Genomic DNA, 15,163 nt, shown 5'->3' with positions numbered 1-15,163 from the left:
CGATCTCCACACAAACTCCACATTCACCCCATCATTCCTCCACACGGGCTTCTCACACTCTTCCTATCGAAAACCGGGAGAGTCACATGAACAAAGGCGTGTCGTTGTACAAACTGGGGATGATCGGGCTGCTGATGCTGCTCTTGTTGATCCCGCTGATGATGATCAACGGGATCATCGGAGACCGCCAGAATCGACGCGACGGGGTGATCGACGACATTGCCCGCAGTTCCAGCTACAGCCAACAGCTGACGGGGCCGCTGCTGATCGTGCCGTATCGCAGGACCGTTCAGGTCTCTCGCTACAGCGCGGTCACCCAACAGCGTTACGAAGAGCCCGTCGAAGAACGAGGGCGGCTGTATTTCCTTCCCGATCAATTCACCCTCGACGGCAATGTGCAGACCGAGGTGCGCGCTCGGGGTATTTACGAGGCGCGGCTCTACCATGCGACTAACACGATCGCGGGCAATTTCGTTTTGCCTGAACGTTTCGGGTTAGGCGACGAATACAAGAATTACCATTTCGACGAGCCGTTCCTGGCGGTGGGTATCAGCGATATTCGTGGCATCGAAAATGATCTGAAGCTCAACCTTGACGGCAAGACATTCGATTTCGTGCCCGGCACCGATGTCCCGCTGCTTGGCGAGGGAGTCAGGGTCATGCTGCCAACGGAAGACGGCGCTGAAAAGACGACGCTGAAGTTCACATTCGACCTGCGCCTGCAAGGCACCGGGCAGCTTCAGGTCACGCCGGTCGGCAAGTCCAGCCACGTGGTTCTTTCAGCGGACTGGCCGCACCCCAGCTTCATCGGCAACTACCTACCCACCGCTCGCAACGTGTCCGACACGAATTTCAATGCCACTTGGGAAACCTCATTCTTCTCAACCAACGTGCAGGACATTCTCAATCGCTGCTCGGCGTCGGAAATCTGCAACGAACTCAAGGCCCGCAGTTTTGGCGTCAGTTTCATCTCGCCGGTCGATCAATACCTCAAGGCGGATCGTTCGATCAAATACGCGCTGCTGTTCATCGCGCTGACGTTTGCAGGTTTCCTGCTGTTCGAAGTGCTCAAGGGGCTGGCCGTGCACCCGGTTCAATACGCCCTGGTCGGTGCGGCGCTTGCGCTGTTTTACCTGCTGCTGTTGTCGCTGTCGGAGCACATCGGCTTTGGACTCGCCTATCTGATCTCAGCAACGGTCTGCGTCGCGCTCATCAGCTTTTATGTCTCCCACGTGCTGGGTAGCGTGGCGCATGGGACGGGGTTCGGCATTGGACTGGGCACGTTGTACGCGCTGCTTTATGGGTTGCTCAGCGCCGAGGATTACGCACTGCTGATGGGTTCGTTGCTGCTGTTCGGTTTGTTGGTGGTGTTCATGGTGCTGACCCGCAAACTTGATTGGTACGCCATCGCCCAGCGACCGGCCAAACCCGTCGTAGCCTCCTTGGAGGTCGCCCAATGAGTCACTGGCTAGGGTTGCGGGAGGATCAGCGGATGGGCCGTGGGCTGTCCAGGGAAATCGGTCGTTGGCTGACGCTGGATATCTGTGGGGGCGAATGTAAACGCGAGAGGCGGGCACAACTGGCGGGTTTGCGTGGACCCAACCTTTCTTCGCGAATGAATTCACTCCCACAGAGTCCGCTTGAGCTGCAGAAAGACTAAGCGGGTGGCTGGGTCTCCAGCATCGAGGGTCGCTGGCTGACCTCGTAATACCAGCTGGCCAGGCGGGGATAGGTGCTGCGCCAGCCCAGGTCGGGCTGGCGGAAGTCCAGATAGCCCAACCCGCTGGCGAGGCTGATCGACGCGATGTCGAAACGCGCATTCAGCTCAGTCACCGCTTCGGTTTCGAAATAGGAAAGCGATCGGGCGATTTTTTCGCTCTGGTTTTCGAGCCAGTCATTCCACTGTTTTTCCTCGGGGCGAAGAAAGGTCTCGTAGCGGATCAATACAGCAGCGTCGAGAATAGCGTCGGCCAGTGACGCCAGTGTCAACCGTCGCCAGCGCGACGGGCCTTCGCGGGGGATCAGCGGGTTACCGACGTGTTGATGGTCCAGATAATCGAGGATGACCCGGCTGTCGTGGATGACGTTGTCGTCGGCGAGGACCAGCGCGGGGATTTTGCCGGAAGGGTTGTCGTGACACACCTCGGGATTGGGATTGACGGGCGTGACATTGACCGGCTTGAGGTGGACTCTCCCTGTCTGTCCCGTTTCGTGAAGCAGAATCAGCACCTTGCGCGAGAACGGCGAGGCCGGGTTGAAATACAGCGTCATGCTGGGGGACATGAATATTCCTCTGAGCGAACTGGCCCTAAGACTAGTCAGGGCCAGTGCCCCGCGCAATGTTCGACCGGGTTTCGCTGGATCGGCAGTCAAGCCCGTCGCCGCACCATCAATCCCTTGAGGCTTAACCAGGCCGGAATGCCCATGCCGACCCATGACAGCACGTCCCACGCGCCATCACCCAGCAGCGCGGCGAACAGGCCGGCGCCGGTGAGCGCGGCGATCCATGTCGGTTTGGCGAAAGTCTTCCAGAACCCCGAATGCTTCCTATGCCGGGTCATGCTGCCTCCACTGCCTGACGAATGCTGGCGGTCGACGCTGCCCGACGCCGCACCCACCACAGGTACACGCCGCTGCCCAGCACGATGATGGTCAGCACATCCAGCACGCCCCACAGGATTTTCATCGGCATGCCGCCGTAATCGCCGAAGTGCAGCGGTTGCGACAGCAGTAGCGCGTCCATGTACCACGGGCTGCTGACGATGGCCGTGACGGTCAGGTGTTTCGCGTCGATCAGCACGGGTGTCAGCAAGTGCGAGGTCAGGTGCGTGTCGCCCTTCATGAACACCGAGTAGTGGTGCTCGCTGGAAAAGCGCGAGCCGGGAAACGCGATAAACGAAGGCTCGGCGCCCGGCACCGTGGTCTTGGCGATGTCCAGCAAGCGCGTGGCGGGTGCGCGGTCAGTCAGCGGCGGGGCGTCCTTGTAGGGTGCGACCATCGCGGCGAGTGAGTCGTTGCGCCATTGCGCGATCACCAGGTCTGCGCAGGCGTTGAGCACGCCGGTGATGCCGACCACGGAGGCCCAGGTCAGAGTCACCACACCAATGAGGTTGTGTAGATCGAGCCAGCGTACGCGGGTCGATTTGTTTGGACGCACCGTGGCGAAATCCAGCCGTCGCATGAACGGCGCATACAGCACCACGCCTGAAATAATCGCTAATACAAAAAGCAGCCCCATGAAGGCCAGCAGCAACTTTCCGGGCAGCCCGGCGTACATGTCCACATGCAAACGCAGCATCACCATCATGAAACCGCCGTTGGCTGACGGTGTTTCAACCGCTTCGCCGGTGCGGGCGTCGAGCATGAAGGTATGGGTATCGTTGGGGTCGCCGCCCGCTGTCTTGCCCATGTACGCATAGATGCCGTTGGGCTCGTCTTCGTCCCAGCCGAAGTATTGGACGACCTCGCCAGGGCGATGGGCTTCGGCGGCTTTTACCAGTTGCTGGAGGTCCATGCGCGGCGTATCGGCGGGCATTTCCTTGATTTCAGGGGCATCGCCGAGCAGGTGATCGATCTCATGATGAAACACCAGCGGCAGGCCGGTGATCGACAACATCAGCAGAAACAGCGTGCAAATCAGGCTGCTCCACGTGTGGATGAACGACCAGCGGCGGATGGTTTGGCTCTTCATGGTGCGGGTACCGGGTTTAAGCGAAAGCAAAAGGGCCGCTGTTGCGAGCGGCCCTTGTTTTACAGGTTTCGAGAGTTTAAACGATTACCATTTGTAGTCCACGCTTGCGAGCACGCTACGGCGATCACCGAAGTAGCAGTAGAAGCCGTCGCACGTGGAAATGTATTCCTTGTCGAACACGTTATTCGCGTTCACCGAGACGCTCACGCCTTTGAGGGAGTTGTTCATGCGACCGAGGTCGTAGTGAACGGCCGCGTCATAGACGGTGTACGCATTGCTGTGACCGTAGTTCGAGTCAGCAACGAAGCCGTAGCTGCCAATGGCAATGTTGTCGGTTTCGCCGATGTAGCGTGCACCGAAGCCTAGACCGAAGCCGTCGAGCAGGCCGGTGTGCCAGGTGTAGTCCCCCCAGATGGAAGCGGCGTTTTCAGGCGTCAGCGGCAGGGGACGGTTCTTGTCCAGCGGGTCGGTGACTTTGGTCATCTTGCTGTTGGCGTAGGTGTACGACGCGGTCACTTTCAGGTTGTCGGTGACGTTACCGACGGCTTCCAGTTCAAAACCGCGCACTTTCGCTTCACCCAGAGGACGCTGCACGCCCAGTGTGTCGCTCAGCACGATATCGCGACGGGTCAGGTCGTAAGCAGCGGCTGTGAACAGCAGGTCGGTGCCCGGAGGCTGGTACTTGATCCCTGCTTCGTACTGCTTGCCAGTGCCCGGCTTGAAGGCGTTGCCATTGGCGCCACCTTGTTCCGCCTGGAACGATTCGGCGTAGGAAACGTAAGGAGTAAAGCCCGAATCGAAGACATAGCTCAGTGCCGCGTTGCCGGTGAAGGCGCTGTCGGTGCGGTCGTCTGACTGATTGGTGTTGTAGAACGTGCTGTCGGTCTTGAGCAAATCTTGTCGACCCCCGAGGGTCAGGCGCCAGTTATCCAGAGCCATCTGGTCCTGAACGTACACTCCGAAGTCATCGGTCTTCTGGTTGTAGTTCTGGAACGCTGTGTAGGCGACGTTGCTGAAATCCTGACCATAGATCGGGCGAGCGATATTGCTGGTCGGCGCGCTGCCGTACAGCCACTTGTAGTTGTGATTGATGCGCTGATAGTCGGCACCCAGCAACACGGTGTGCTTGATCGCGCCGGTATCGAAGTCGGCCTGGAAATTGTTGTCGAGGGCGAACTGGCTCATGTCCTCGTTCACGACGTTGGCGCCACGCTGCACCGTTCCGTCATCTGAAACGGAGCCGAAGTAACCTCCTGCCGTGATGGTGTGGAATGTCAGGTCACTCTTGGTGTAGCGCAGGTTTTGCTTGAACTGCCAGACGTCGTTCAGGCGCGTTTCGAAGGCATAACCCAGTGCGTAATAGGTTTTGTCGTAGTTTTCCCAGTGGGGATCGCCCAGGTTTTCGTGGTATTTCACATGACCGGCGGCCGACGGGTACTTGGTGCCCTGGATCGGCAGGAACTGGCTGGTGCTGCCGGTATCATCACGGTTGAACTGGCTGAGGAAGGTCAGCTTGGTGTCCGGGTTGATGTTCCAGGTCAGGCTCGGCGCGATGTTGTAGCGCTTGTCGTCGATGTGATCGACGGTCGTGCCGCTGTCGCGAACCACCCCACTGACGCGGTATTCGAACGTGTCCGCGTCGTCGATTTTGCCGGTGCTGTCGAAGCTGATCTGCTTGCGGTTGTAGCTGCCGACCTGAGCCTGGATTTCATGGCTGGCTTCGGCTTGTGGGCGACGGCTGACCATGTCGATCATCCCGCCGGGCGGGGTCTGGCCGTAGACCGAGGACGCCGGGCCGCGCAGCACGGCAACGCGTTCCAGGTCCCAGGTTTCCATTTTCGGCATGACGTAGGCACCTTTCGGCAGCGGCAGGCCATCAAGGAACTGAGTCGGTTCGAAGCCACGGATCTTCAGCCATTCGGCGCGGCTGTCACTGCCGTAGCTGCTGGCGACCACACCCGGCATGTAGCGCACGGCGTCGTCGAGGTTTTGAACGGCGCGGTCCTGCATTTGCTGGCGCGTGGCAACGGAGATAGAACGCGGTGCTTCGGCCAGCGCGGTATCCGTTTTGGTGCCCGCAGCGGTGCGAGTGGCGGCATAACCCTCAGCCGGACCCCATGCGCTTTCAAATCCGTCCTGGCGACCTTGAATGCTGGTTTCCGGAAGCGCCATCACGCCTTCTGGCGCGGCGATCACGCTGTACGTGCCCGCTGACGTCTGGCTCAGTTGCAGGCCCGTGCCACGCAACGCCTGGGCCATGGCGCCCGGCGCATCGAACTGACCCTGAACCGGCGCCGACGTGCGACCCGCTGCCAGCGACGGGTCCAGCGACAGCGCGACGCCCGCCTGGCTGGCAATCTGGGTCAGTGTCGTGGACAGCGACGCCGCAGGCAGGTTGTACGGACGAACGCTGGACGCCTGCGAGGCGGCCATGACGTGCGTGCTTGCCAACGGAACGGTCAGAGCAACGGCGACAGCCAACAGGCTCGGTCGCAGAAGGGTTTGAAGCGTGCGGGACATGGGCGGCTCCTGAGTGGAATTGTTCTCAATGCCTATGTGCCGCACGAGATCACAAAAGTGATAGGGCCGAATCGAAAATAATTTAGATTTACAATTTGGCATGATTTGGTCGAACGGGTGGCTTCTGGCCGGAGGCCGTAGGAGCTGGCTTGCCTGCGATCTGACGCATTGCGGCAGCAAAATCATGCAACCCGGTTCAGCCTGACACCCCGCATTTGCAGGGTTTGCTGCCGGTGCCCGGCAGATCGCAGGCAAGCCAGCTCCTACGGCCTTCGGCCAGAATCAAACGCTTTAACCGTGCATCAATCCCACGCCTTCGGTAGAAACGCTTCCGTATGTTTCAAAGCTTCCGCGTCTGTTTGGCATCGTTGGCCACCACCGTCACCCACCAGTGCGTGCGCGCTTCGATGGCCACGGGCAGGGTGGGCATCAGGGCCTTCAGGGCGAGGTCGGTGTCGTTCAGCGGGAAGCTGCCGGTGATTCTCAAATCAGCTACTTCCGGCGCCACGCTCAAAAAACCTGCCCTGTATCGGCCAATCTCCGCGATGACGTCCTTGAGCGCGGCGTTGTCCACCACGAGCATGCCGCGCATCCACGCGTCTGCACCGGGCGCAATCGCGATCATCGGCCCCAGGCTGTGGCGCTGGATCAGCATTTGCTGACCCTCACGCAAAATCATCTCGTTGTCGGACGCCTGGGGATGAGCCGCCACGGCGGATTGCAGCACGCTCACCAAGGTGCCGTCGTCCCGGCGCTTGACCAGAAATTTCGTACCCAGCGCCCGCATCTGGCCTTCGTCGGTTTCAACGATAAACGGCCGCGGGTCTTCGTGGCTGCCGGTTTCGACGAAGATTTCGCCCTCTTGAAGAATGACCCGACGCTGTTTGGCGTCGAACTTCACATCAAGAGCGCTGTGGGTATTGAGACGAATGAGGGTGTTGTCCGACAGTCGAATGGTGCGTTGCTCACCGGTGGCCGTGCGTTGATCCGCCAGCCAGTAATTCATCGGCAAAAAGCGGTCGCCCAGAAACAGGGTCAACCCCAGGGCCAGGGCAAAACCTGCCACTCCGCGCCCGACTTTACGCATTTGTCGGCCAAAGCCTTCGCGGGAGCGCAGCAGCGCCGAACGGGCAGGGCCGGTAGTGCGTACGAATCGCTGATCGAGCATGCCCAGTTGCGACCATGCCCGGGCGTGTTCTTCGCTGGCGGCGTACCACTTGGCGAACTCTTCACGCTCGGCCTCGCTGCCTTGTCCGCAGTCCAGGCAAAGCTGCCAGGCGATGGCGGCGTCCAGCACGTGCGATGAAACCGGGCGCGTCGAAATGCTCATGTCGGCTCGCCATAAAGTGCGACATAGCACTGACGCATGCCTTGAGCGAGGTACTGCCGGACGCGAGGGATGGAGACGCCAACTTTCTCAGCAATTTCGGCGTGGCTCAGGCCGTCCAGACGGTTATAGAGAAATGCGGCCCGCGCCTTGCTCGACAGCTTGCCGAGCATGTAGTCGATGGCTTTGAGGTCCTCGAGGATCAGTTGCTGCTCTTCGAGCGAAGGGTATTCGGCTTCGGGAATCAGCATCAACTCATTGAGGTAGGCCTGTTCCAGCGCTGCACGCCGGAAGTAATCGAACAGCAGACCCTTGGCGACCTGCACGAGAAACGCCCGGGGCTCGCGTGGCGCTTCCAGTTGCTCGCGCCCCAGCAGGCGAATGAAGGTGTCCTGGCTCAAGTCCTCGGCACGGTGCGGGCAGGCAACGTTGCGCTTCAGCCAGGCCAGCAACCAGCTGCGATGGTCGCGATAGAGCGTTCCGACAAGCTGATGTTGAGGACTTTGGAGTGACGACACGTACGCACCGAAGAGAACAAAGTAACTAACGAGAATTATTCGCGATTGTGTCAGAGCGCGTCGGTGCTGGCAATTGGCGCCGATCGGATTGGGCTGAACGGTTGCTGTAGGAAATGGCGAGAGAGAATGTGCGAAACGAACTGTAGGAGCGAATTCATTCGCGAGGCGGTGGTACAGTCCGACCTTCTCTATCGTCTGAAACATCTTTCGCGAATGAATTCGCTCCCACAGAGAAGCATCTGTGCAGCCAGGCGACGTGTTCTCACTCAAAAAGAGTGCGACTGCTGCCGACGCCGCCATTTCGCCAGACCTTGCTCAAGCAGCAATGGACTGTCCATTTCCTGCCGTCGCGCATGGCTCATCAGGATCAGCGCCAGTTCGGCCGTGACGAGCGCGTCGGCACTGGCGTGATGGCGCTCCTCGGCATGCAGTCCGAAAAAGCCGGTCCAGTCGTCCAGCCCCGCCTGCCGCAAACAGGCTTGGGGACAAAGCAGGGGTGCGATGTCCGCCACGTCTAAAAACGGGTGCTGCAGTTTGTAGCCAAGGCTTTCTTTTAATGCACGCCCGAGCATGTGCTGGTCGAAGGGCGCATGAAACGCCAGCATCGGGCTGTCTCCCACGAAGTCCATGAAATCCAGCAGTGCTTCGACCGGCTCGCTGCCCGCCGCAATCGCACTCGGCCCCAAACCGTGGATCAACACGCTGGGACTGAGTTTGTGATCGGGGCGCAGCAGGGTGCGCTCGAATTGCTGACCCAGGTCGATGGCGCCGTCTTCGATCACCACCGCGCCAATCGACAGCACTTCGTCGCGGCTCATGTTCAGGCCGCTGGTCTCAAGGTCCATCACTACCCAGCGTTGTGCGCGCAGCGAATCTGCACTCAGCGCAGCAGCTCGGGGGAGGTTGCTCAACCGCTCTTTCTGTTCGGCAGTGAGATCAGGCGCCTTGTTGCGTTTGGGTGGCTTGAGCCACTGGAACAGGTTCATGGCACGTCGCTTAGAGTTGGTAACGCAGGGTCAGACTGGATTGCAGGCGCTGTGCCTGGCGGAACGACTCGCGCAGGATGCGACGATCCAGATGATTGAGCACATCCGGGTCGATCCGGTTTGAATACGGCAGGTTTTGTCGGCTCTGCTGTTGGTGCTGCTGCATGCGGGTTTGCTGAATGAAGTGATAGGCCTCTTCATACGCCGCGCCGTCCAGCGGGTCGATCACTTCCTTCGTGACCAGTTGGCGCAGCCGTTCAAGGGTGTTGTTGGCGGCGATGCCGTTCGCCAACGCCAGCAGCCGTGCGCCGTCGACGAAGGGCGTCAGGCCTTGGGTCTTGAGGTCGAGCGTGTCTTTTTCGCTGCCTTTGCGCGCCACGACGAAATCCTTGAAGCGCCCGACTGGAGGCCGCTGGCGCAACGCGTTGTCGGCCAGCATACGCTGGAAGAGTTTGTTGTCGGCCACTTGAGCCAGAATGCTCTGGCGCAATTGCTCGCCACCGCTTTCGTCGCCCCAGACCACCCGTAGGTCGAAATAAATGCTGGAAGACAGCAGGTTTTCCGGCGTTGCCTCGCGAATGAACGCGCCAAACCGCCGCGCCCATTCGACCCGCGACAGGCAAAGCTCCGGGTTGCTGGCCATGATCCCGCCCTTGCACAGCGCGAAGCCGCACAGCGCAAGACTCTGGTTGATGCGTTCGGCAATCGGCAGCAGGCGCCCGCGCATTTCAGCGGCTTCGGCGGCGTCCTTGGCTTCGAACAGAATGCCGTTGTCCTGATCGGTGTACAGCGTCTGTTCGCGGCGGCCTTCGCTGCCGAAACACAGCCAACTGAACGGCACGCCGGGGTCGCCTTTTTCTTCCAGCGTCAGCTCGATGACCCGACAGACCATGTGGTCGTTGAGCAGCGTGATGATCTGGGTGATCTGTGTCGACGAGGCGCCGTGGGCCAGCATGCGATCCACGAGTTGCACGATGTCGCCGCGCATGTTGCTCAGCGAATCGATACGCGGGGCGCTGCGAATGGTCCGCGCCAAATGCACCAGGTCCACCCGTTGCAGGGAGAACAAATCGCGCTCGGAGACCACGCCGCACAGGCGCTGATCCTTGACCAGACACACATGGGCAATGTGCCGCTCGGTCATGGCAATGGCGGCGTCGAAGGCGCTGGCGTCGGGACTTAAGTAGAAGGGCGCCTGGATCATGCTGTGACGGATCGGCCCGCCGAAGTCAGCGTTCACGTCGGCGACCACCTGGCGCAAGTCGCGCAGCGTGAAAATTCCCAAGGGCGCTTTGTCTTCATCGACGATCACGATGCTGCCGACCTGTTGTTCGTCCATCTGCTTCACGGCTTCGCGCAGCGGGGTGTCCGGCGAGCAGGTTACGGGGTGACGCATCGCCAATTCGCCCAGGCGGGTGTTCAACGAGTATTGCGTGCCGAGTGTTTCCACGGCCTTCTGCTTTACTTGCTGATTCACCTGTTCAAGCAAGCTGCTGACGCCCCGCAACGCAAAATCTCGAAAGACGCTGGAGAGCGCGAAGAGTTTGATGAAAGCCTGTTTGTTCAGTTGCAGGCAGAACGTGTCTTCGGCCGCCAGATGCTCGGTGCGCGTGGCCCGTTCGCCCAGCAGGGCGGCGAGGGGGAAACATTCGCCGGTGGTGATTTCAAAGGTGGTTTCGGTGCCGCCCTTCGCGGAATGAGGGCGTTCCCCGACGACGCGACCCTGTTTGACGATATAGAAGTGCTCTACTGGCCCATCGCCAGGCTTGATGATGCTCTCATCCGTAGCGTAGAAACGCAGCTGGCACTGTTCCACCAGATAGGCAAGGTGGGCGCTTTCCATCTGATTGAATGGCGGGAATTTTTGCAGGAACTGCATCGTGCCGTGAATGTTCTGCAGCACGGCTGTCTTGCCTGCCTGGGTGAAAGCGTCCGCTTTGCTCATGACCGATACCGCTTGTTTTTATGGCTCCATGGTCGACCGCTTATCGGGCAGTGCCCATTGGACGTAAGTCTTAGGTCGCATAAAAGGCGTTGGAGTGCGAGGGAGCGTGGTGTAAAACCGCATCACGCAGGTGGCCGAAATGGCCAGGCATGAAGCCGACAAAGTGCGCAGCGTATTCAGTCTGTTTGCGCTGTCAGAATGAAGTCGACGGGAAAATGAGACGGGTATGTTCGATCACGACATTTTGAGTGATGAAGAGCGCGAAGCCCTCAATGAGGTCATGATGGCGCCGCCATCACAATCGCCACAACGGGTATTGATCGTCGATGACGACAAGGATGCTCGGGAAATTCTTGCCGAGATCCTCAGCCTCAATGACATCAGCTGCATTACCGCCGCAGGCGGGACCAGCGCCATGCACCTGCTGCAAACCCGACCGTCCATTGCGCTGCTGATCACCGATCTGCGGATGGCGCCGTGCGACGGGCTGGATCTGATTCGACAGGTCAGGGATTCCGACCGCGCCGCGCTGCCGATCATCATCGTCTCGGGCGATGCCCACGTGCGCGATGCCATCGATGCCATGCATTTGAGCGTGGTGGATTTCCTGCTCAAGCCGATCAATACCAAACAGCTGTTGAGGCTGGTGAAGCGGGAATTGGGGATGTCGTGAAGGTGCAGAGTTCCCTCTGTAGGCGCGAACGACTCAAGTATTGAGGTGCTGCCGGACTCGGTGGGAGCGAATTCATCGCGAAGCAATTTCACATTCGATGGAGATGTTTCGGATGTACCGGCCTCGCGCGAATGAATTCGCTCCCACAGGTTGATCTGCATTCGTCAGAGCGACCGCGCAACGATGGGAATAAAAAAGGCGGTGTGTCCTGCGACACACCGCCTTTTTGGTTTGGGCCCGAGTTACAGCCCGTTCTTCGCCTTGAACTCCCGGCGACGGCGGTGCAGCACCGGCTCGGTATAGCCGTTCGGCTGTTTCGTGCCTTCAATCACCAGTTCGACCGCTGCCTGAAAGGCGATGTTGCTGTCGAAGTCCGGGGCCAGCGGGCGGTACAGTGCATCGCTGGCGTTCTGACGGTCCACCACCGGCGCCATGCGTTTAAGGCTTTCCATCACCTGCGCCTCGCTGACTACGCCATGACGCAGCCAGTTGGCGATGTGCTGGCTGGAGATTCGCAGTGTCGCGCGGTCTTCCATCAGGCCAACGTCATTGATGTCAGGCACCTTCGAGCAGCCCACGCCCTGATCGATCCAGCGCACCACGTAACCGAGGATGCCTTGTGAGTTGTTGTCCAACTCATTCTGAATCTCCTCAGGCGTCCAGTTCGTGTTCGGCGCCAGCGGGATGGTCAGAATGTCATCGACCGACGCCGGTGCCCGTTGGGCCAGTTCGGCCTGACGGGCGAACACATCGACCTTGTGATAGTGCAGCGCATGCAACGCTGCTGCGGTCGGCGACGGCACCCATGCCGTGTTGGCACCGGCCAGCGGGTGAGCGATTTTCTGTTCCAGCATCGCGGCCATCAGGTCCGGCATGGCCCACATGCCTTTACCGATTTGCGCGCGCCCTTGCAGACCGCATTTCAAGCCGATATCGACGTTGGAATTCTCGTAGGCACCGATCCATTTCTCGGCCTTCATTTGCGCCTTGCGCACGACGGGGCCTGCTTCCATGGAGGTGTGAATCTCGTCGCCGGTGCGGTCCAGGAAGCCGGTGTTGATGAACACCACGCGCTCGCTGGCCGCTTTGATGCACGCCTTGAGGTTGACCGTGGTACGGCGTTCCTCGTCCATGATCCCGACTTTCAGCGTGTTGCGCGGCAGGCTCAGCACGTCTTCGATGCGACCGAACAGCTCGTTGGTGAACGCCGCTTCTTCGGGGCCGTGCATCTTCGGTTTGACGATGTACAGCGAACCCTTGCGGCTGTTGGCGCGCGAGGTGGCGCCCTTGAGGTTGTGAATCGCCGCAAGGCTGGTCAGCAGGCCGTCGAGAATGCCTTCCGGCACCTCGTTGCCTTGGCTGTCGAGGATTGCGTCGATGGTCATCAGGTGACCGACGTTGCGCACGAACAGCAGCGAGCGGCCGTGCAACGTCACCGGCTCGCCTTTTGGCGAGGTGTAGACGCGGTCCGGATTCATGGTGCGGGTAAAGCTGGCACCGCCCTTCGACACTTCTTCGGACAGATCGCCCTTCATCAGGCCCAGCCAATTGCGGTAGACCACGACTTTGTCGTCGGCGTCTACGGCCGCAATGGAGTCTTCGCAGTCCATGATGGTGGTCAGCGCGGCTTCCATCAGCACGTCTTTGATGCCCGCTGCGTCGGTCTGGCCGACGGGGGTGGTCGCGTCGATCTGAATTTCGAAGTGCAGGCCATTGTGCTTGAGCAGGAGGGCGGTCGGCGCCGAAGCATCGCCCTGGAACCCGATCAGTTGCGCATCGTCACGCAGACCGGTGTTGCTGCCACCTTTGAGACCGACGATCAAAACGCTGTCGACGATCTTATAGCCGGTGGAATCGACGTGGGAGCCCGCGGCCAGTGGCGCGGCTTCGTCGAGGAAGGCCCGGGCGAAGGCGATGACCTTGTCACCCCGGACCTTGTTATAGCCTTTGCCCTTTTCAGCGCCGTTGGCTTCGGAGATGGCGTCGGTGCCATACAGCGCGTCGTACAGCGAACCCCAGCGGGCGTTCGAAGCATTCAACGCGAAGCGGGCGTTCATCACCGGGACCACCAGTTGCGGGCCGGCCATGGAGGCTATTTCTTCATCGACGTTTTGCGTCGTGATCTGGAAGTCCGCCGCTTCTGGCAGCAGATAACCGATTTCCTGCAGGAACGCCTTGTAGGCAACGGCGTCGTGGGCCTTGCCGGCGTTGGACTGGTGCCAGGCATCGATGCGCGCCTGGAAGTCGTCACGTTTGGCGAGCAGGGCTTTGTTCTTCGGTGCCAGCTCGTGGATGAGCGCGTCGGCACCGGCCCAGAACGCCGAGGCTTCAATACCGGTTCCGGGAATGGCTTCGTTGTTCACGAAATCCAGAAGGACTTTGGCGACCTTAAGGCCACCGACTTGAACGTGTTCAGTCATTGCTTGCCTCACTCTGCTCAGCTATCCGCGCCTCTTGGCGCTTTCTTGTTAAAGCCACCGACATCGCTGCTCACCCTCGCCAGAACATGCCTTCGCAGGCGGCTGGGCGTAAGGGTTGACGAGCAGAGATACCGAGTCAGGCATCATCCCAACGTTTATGTAGTGGACGCGGCGGAATACTACATGATGAGTTGCGGCGTGAAAATCAGACTAAATATGTCACCGAACGACTGGTTTTTCACAAATGGTCACGCTGGGGTTACATATGTTCTCAAAAAATAGGAGAATTGTTCCAGATAATTATAAAAACGGTACACAAATCGTTTCCCGAGGAAGCATTCAGGCGCACCTCCAGCCCTTGCCTATACTTGCCGGGCAGCCGCAAGCGCCGAGGTTCGGCCAGCGGACACATAAAGCAGAAGGAGTTCACAGTGCATCAGCTCATCTTTACCGTCACTGCCCCGGACAAACCAGGGCTGGTCGAACAGATCGCCTCGTGCATTGCAAATCACGGTGGCAATTGGCTGGAAAGCCGTATGGCTCATTTGGCCGGTCAGTTCGCCGGCATTGTTCGCGTCGATGTGCCCGCTGAATCGCAAAATGATTTGAGGAGTGCACTGCAGGGGCTCTCCCACGGTATTCGCGTGCAGTTCGCTGACGTCGGCGGCGAGCCTGTTTCGTACTCGAAACCCATCACTATGGAGTTGGTGGGCAATGATCGGCCGGGGATCGTTCGAGACGTGACTCGCCTGTTGAGCGAGCAGGGCGTTAACGTCGAGCGTCTGGTAACCAGCGTCGAACCGGCGCCCATGAGCAATGAAACGCTTTTCCGCGCCCAGGCACTCTTGGGTCTGCCGGTGAACCTCTCGCTCGATGCGTTGCAGGAACGGCTGGAAACATTGGCGGACGAGCTGATGGTGGAATTGAAGATCAAGTCTGACGACTGAGCCGTCGCACAGTTATCCAGTTTTTCCATGAGTCTGCCTGTGGATAAGCTGCGGATACAGGCGCGCAGCCCTTACTGGTCAACGCTTTGAGACGGTTGATCAAAAAACCAGCAAATTCAGGGGCTTGTGCACAAAT

General features: G+C 59.7%; 12 protein-coding genes. 3 read left to right on the top strand and 9 right to left on the bottom strand.

The window, feature by feature from the left end; translation table 11 throughout:
• Positions 1–86: 86 nt before the first annotated feature.
• Positions 87–1,460, top strand: coding sequence for a cell envelope integrity protein CreD (creD, locus tag ACIQAL_RS24945; protein WP_401150233.1), 1,374 nt, complete (start codon positions 87–89; stop codon positions 1,458–1,460).
• 196 nt (positions 1,461–1,656) lie between these two features.
• Here the strand turns inward: creD and ACIQAL_RS24940 are convergent, their stop codons facing one another.
• From ACIQAL_RS24940 to ACIQAL_RS24905, 8 genes are all read right to left on the bottom strand, one after another.
• Positions 1,657–2,271 (bottom strand): glutathione S-transferase family protein, encoded by a 615-nt coding sequence (locus ACIQAL_RS24940; RefSeq protein ID WP_401150402.1) that lies wholly within the window; start codon positions 2,269–2,271, stop codon positions 1,657–1,659.
• Between the two features lie 98 nt (positions 2,272–2,369).
• Positions 2,370–2,561 (bottom strand): hypothetical protein, encoded by a 192-nt coding sequence (locus ACIQAL_RS24935; RefSeq protein ID WP_401150232.1) that lies wholly within the window; start codon positions 2,559–2,561, stop codon positions 2,370–2,372.
• Complete coding sequence (locus ACIQAL_RS24930; RefSeq protein ID WP_401150230.1) at positions 2,558–3,691, bottom strand: PepSY-associated TM helix domain-containing protein; 1,134 nt, start codon at positions 3,689–3,691, stop codon at positions 2,558–2,560. The genes ACIQAL_RS24935 and ACIQAL_RS24930 overlap by 4 nt, the downstream gene beginning before the upstream one ends.
• Before the next feature lie 84 nt (positions 3,692–3,775).
• Positions 3,776–6,211, bottom strand: coding sequence for a TonB-dependent siderophore receptor (locus ACIQAL_RS24925; RefSeq protein WP_401150228.1), 2,436 nt, complete (start codon positions 6,209–6,211; stop codon positions 3,776–3,778).
• A 340-nt stretch (positions 6,212–6,551) separates the two neighbouring features.
• Positions 6,552–7,535, bottom strand: a complete 984-nt coding sequence (locus tag ACIQAL_RS24920) for a FecR family protein (protein WP_401150400.1) — start codon at positions 7,533–7,535, stop codon at positions 6,552–6,554.
• A gap of 2 nt (positions 7,536–7,537) precedes the next feature.
• A complete protein-coding gene (locus tag ACIQAL_RS24915) occupies positions 7,538–8,056 on the bottom strand; it encodes an RNA polymerase sigma factor (RefSeq protein ID WP_401150227.1) in 519 nt (172 codons plus the stop codon).
• Between the two features lie 266 nt (positions 8,057–8,322).
• Positions 8,323–9,042: a PolC-type DNA polymerase III gene (locus ACIQAL_RS24910; protein ID WP_401150226.1), complete on the bottom strand. Its 720-nt coding sequence runs from the start codon at positions 9,040–9,042 to the stop codon at positions 8,323–8,325.
• A gap of 10 nt (positions 9,043–9,052) precedes the next feature.
• Positions 9,053–10,987, bottom strand: a complete 1,935-nt coding sequence (locus ACIQAL_RS24905) for a putative nucleotidyltransferase substrate binding domain-containing protein (protein WP_401150224.1) — start codon at positions 10,985–10,987, stop codon at positions 9,053–9,055.
• A gap of 226 nt (positions 10,988–11,213) precedes the next feature.
• On the opposite strand from ACIQAL_RS24905, the gene ACIQAL_RS24900 reads away from it, so the two are divergent.
• Positions 11,214–11,660, top strand: coding sequence for a response regulator (locus ACIQAL_RS24900; protein WP_166595652.1), 447 nt, complete (start codon positions 11,214–11,216; stop codon positions 11,658–11,660).
• A gap of 242 nt (positions 11,661–11,902) precedes the next feature.
• Here ACIQAL_RS24900 and ACIQAL_RS24895 read toward each other — a convergent pair whose 3' ends face one another.
• On the bottom strand, positions 11,903–14,080 hold the full coding sequence (locus tag ACIQAL_RS24895; protein ID WP_401150222.1) for a malate synthase G: 2,178 nt from the start codon (positions 14,078–14,080) through the stop codon (positions 11,903–11,905).
• Between the two features lie 431 nt (positions 14,081–14,511).
• On the opposite strand from ACIQAL_RS24895, the gene ACIQAL_RS24890 reads away from it, so the two are divergent.
• Positions 14,512–15,027, top strand: coding sequence for an ACT domain-containing protein (locus ACIQAL_RS24890; protein ID WP_166595650.1), 516 nt, complete (start codon positions 14,512–14,514; stop codon positions 15,025–15,027).
• Positions 15,028–15,163 lie beyond the last annotated feature (136 nt).

The organism is Pseudomonas sp. NPDC088368, from assembly GCF_044753445.1.
In the GTDB taxonomy this organism is placed as follows: domain Bacteria; phylum Pseudomonadota; class Gammaproteobacteria; order Pseudomonadales; family Pseudomonadaceae; genus Aquipseudomonas; species Aquipseudomonas bambusae.
The sequence above is the reverse complement of the archived record's forward strand: the minus strand, read 5'-3'. Positions and strand labels throughout refer to the sequence as shown.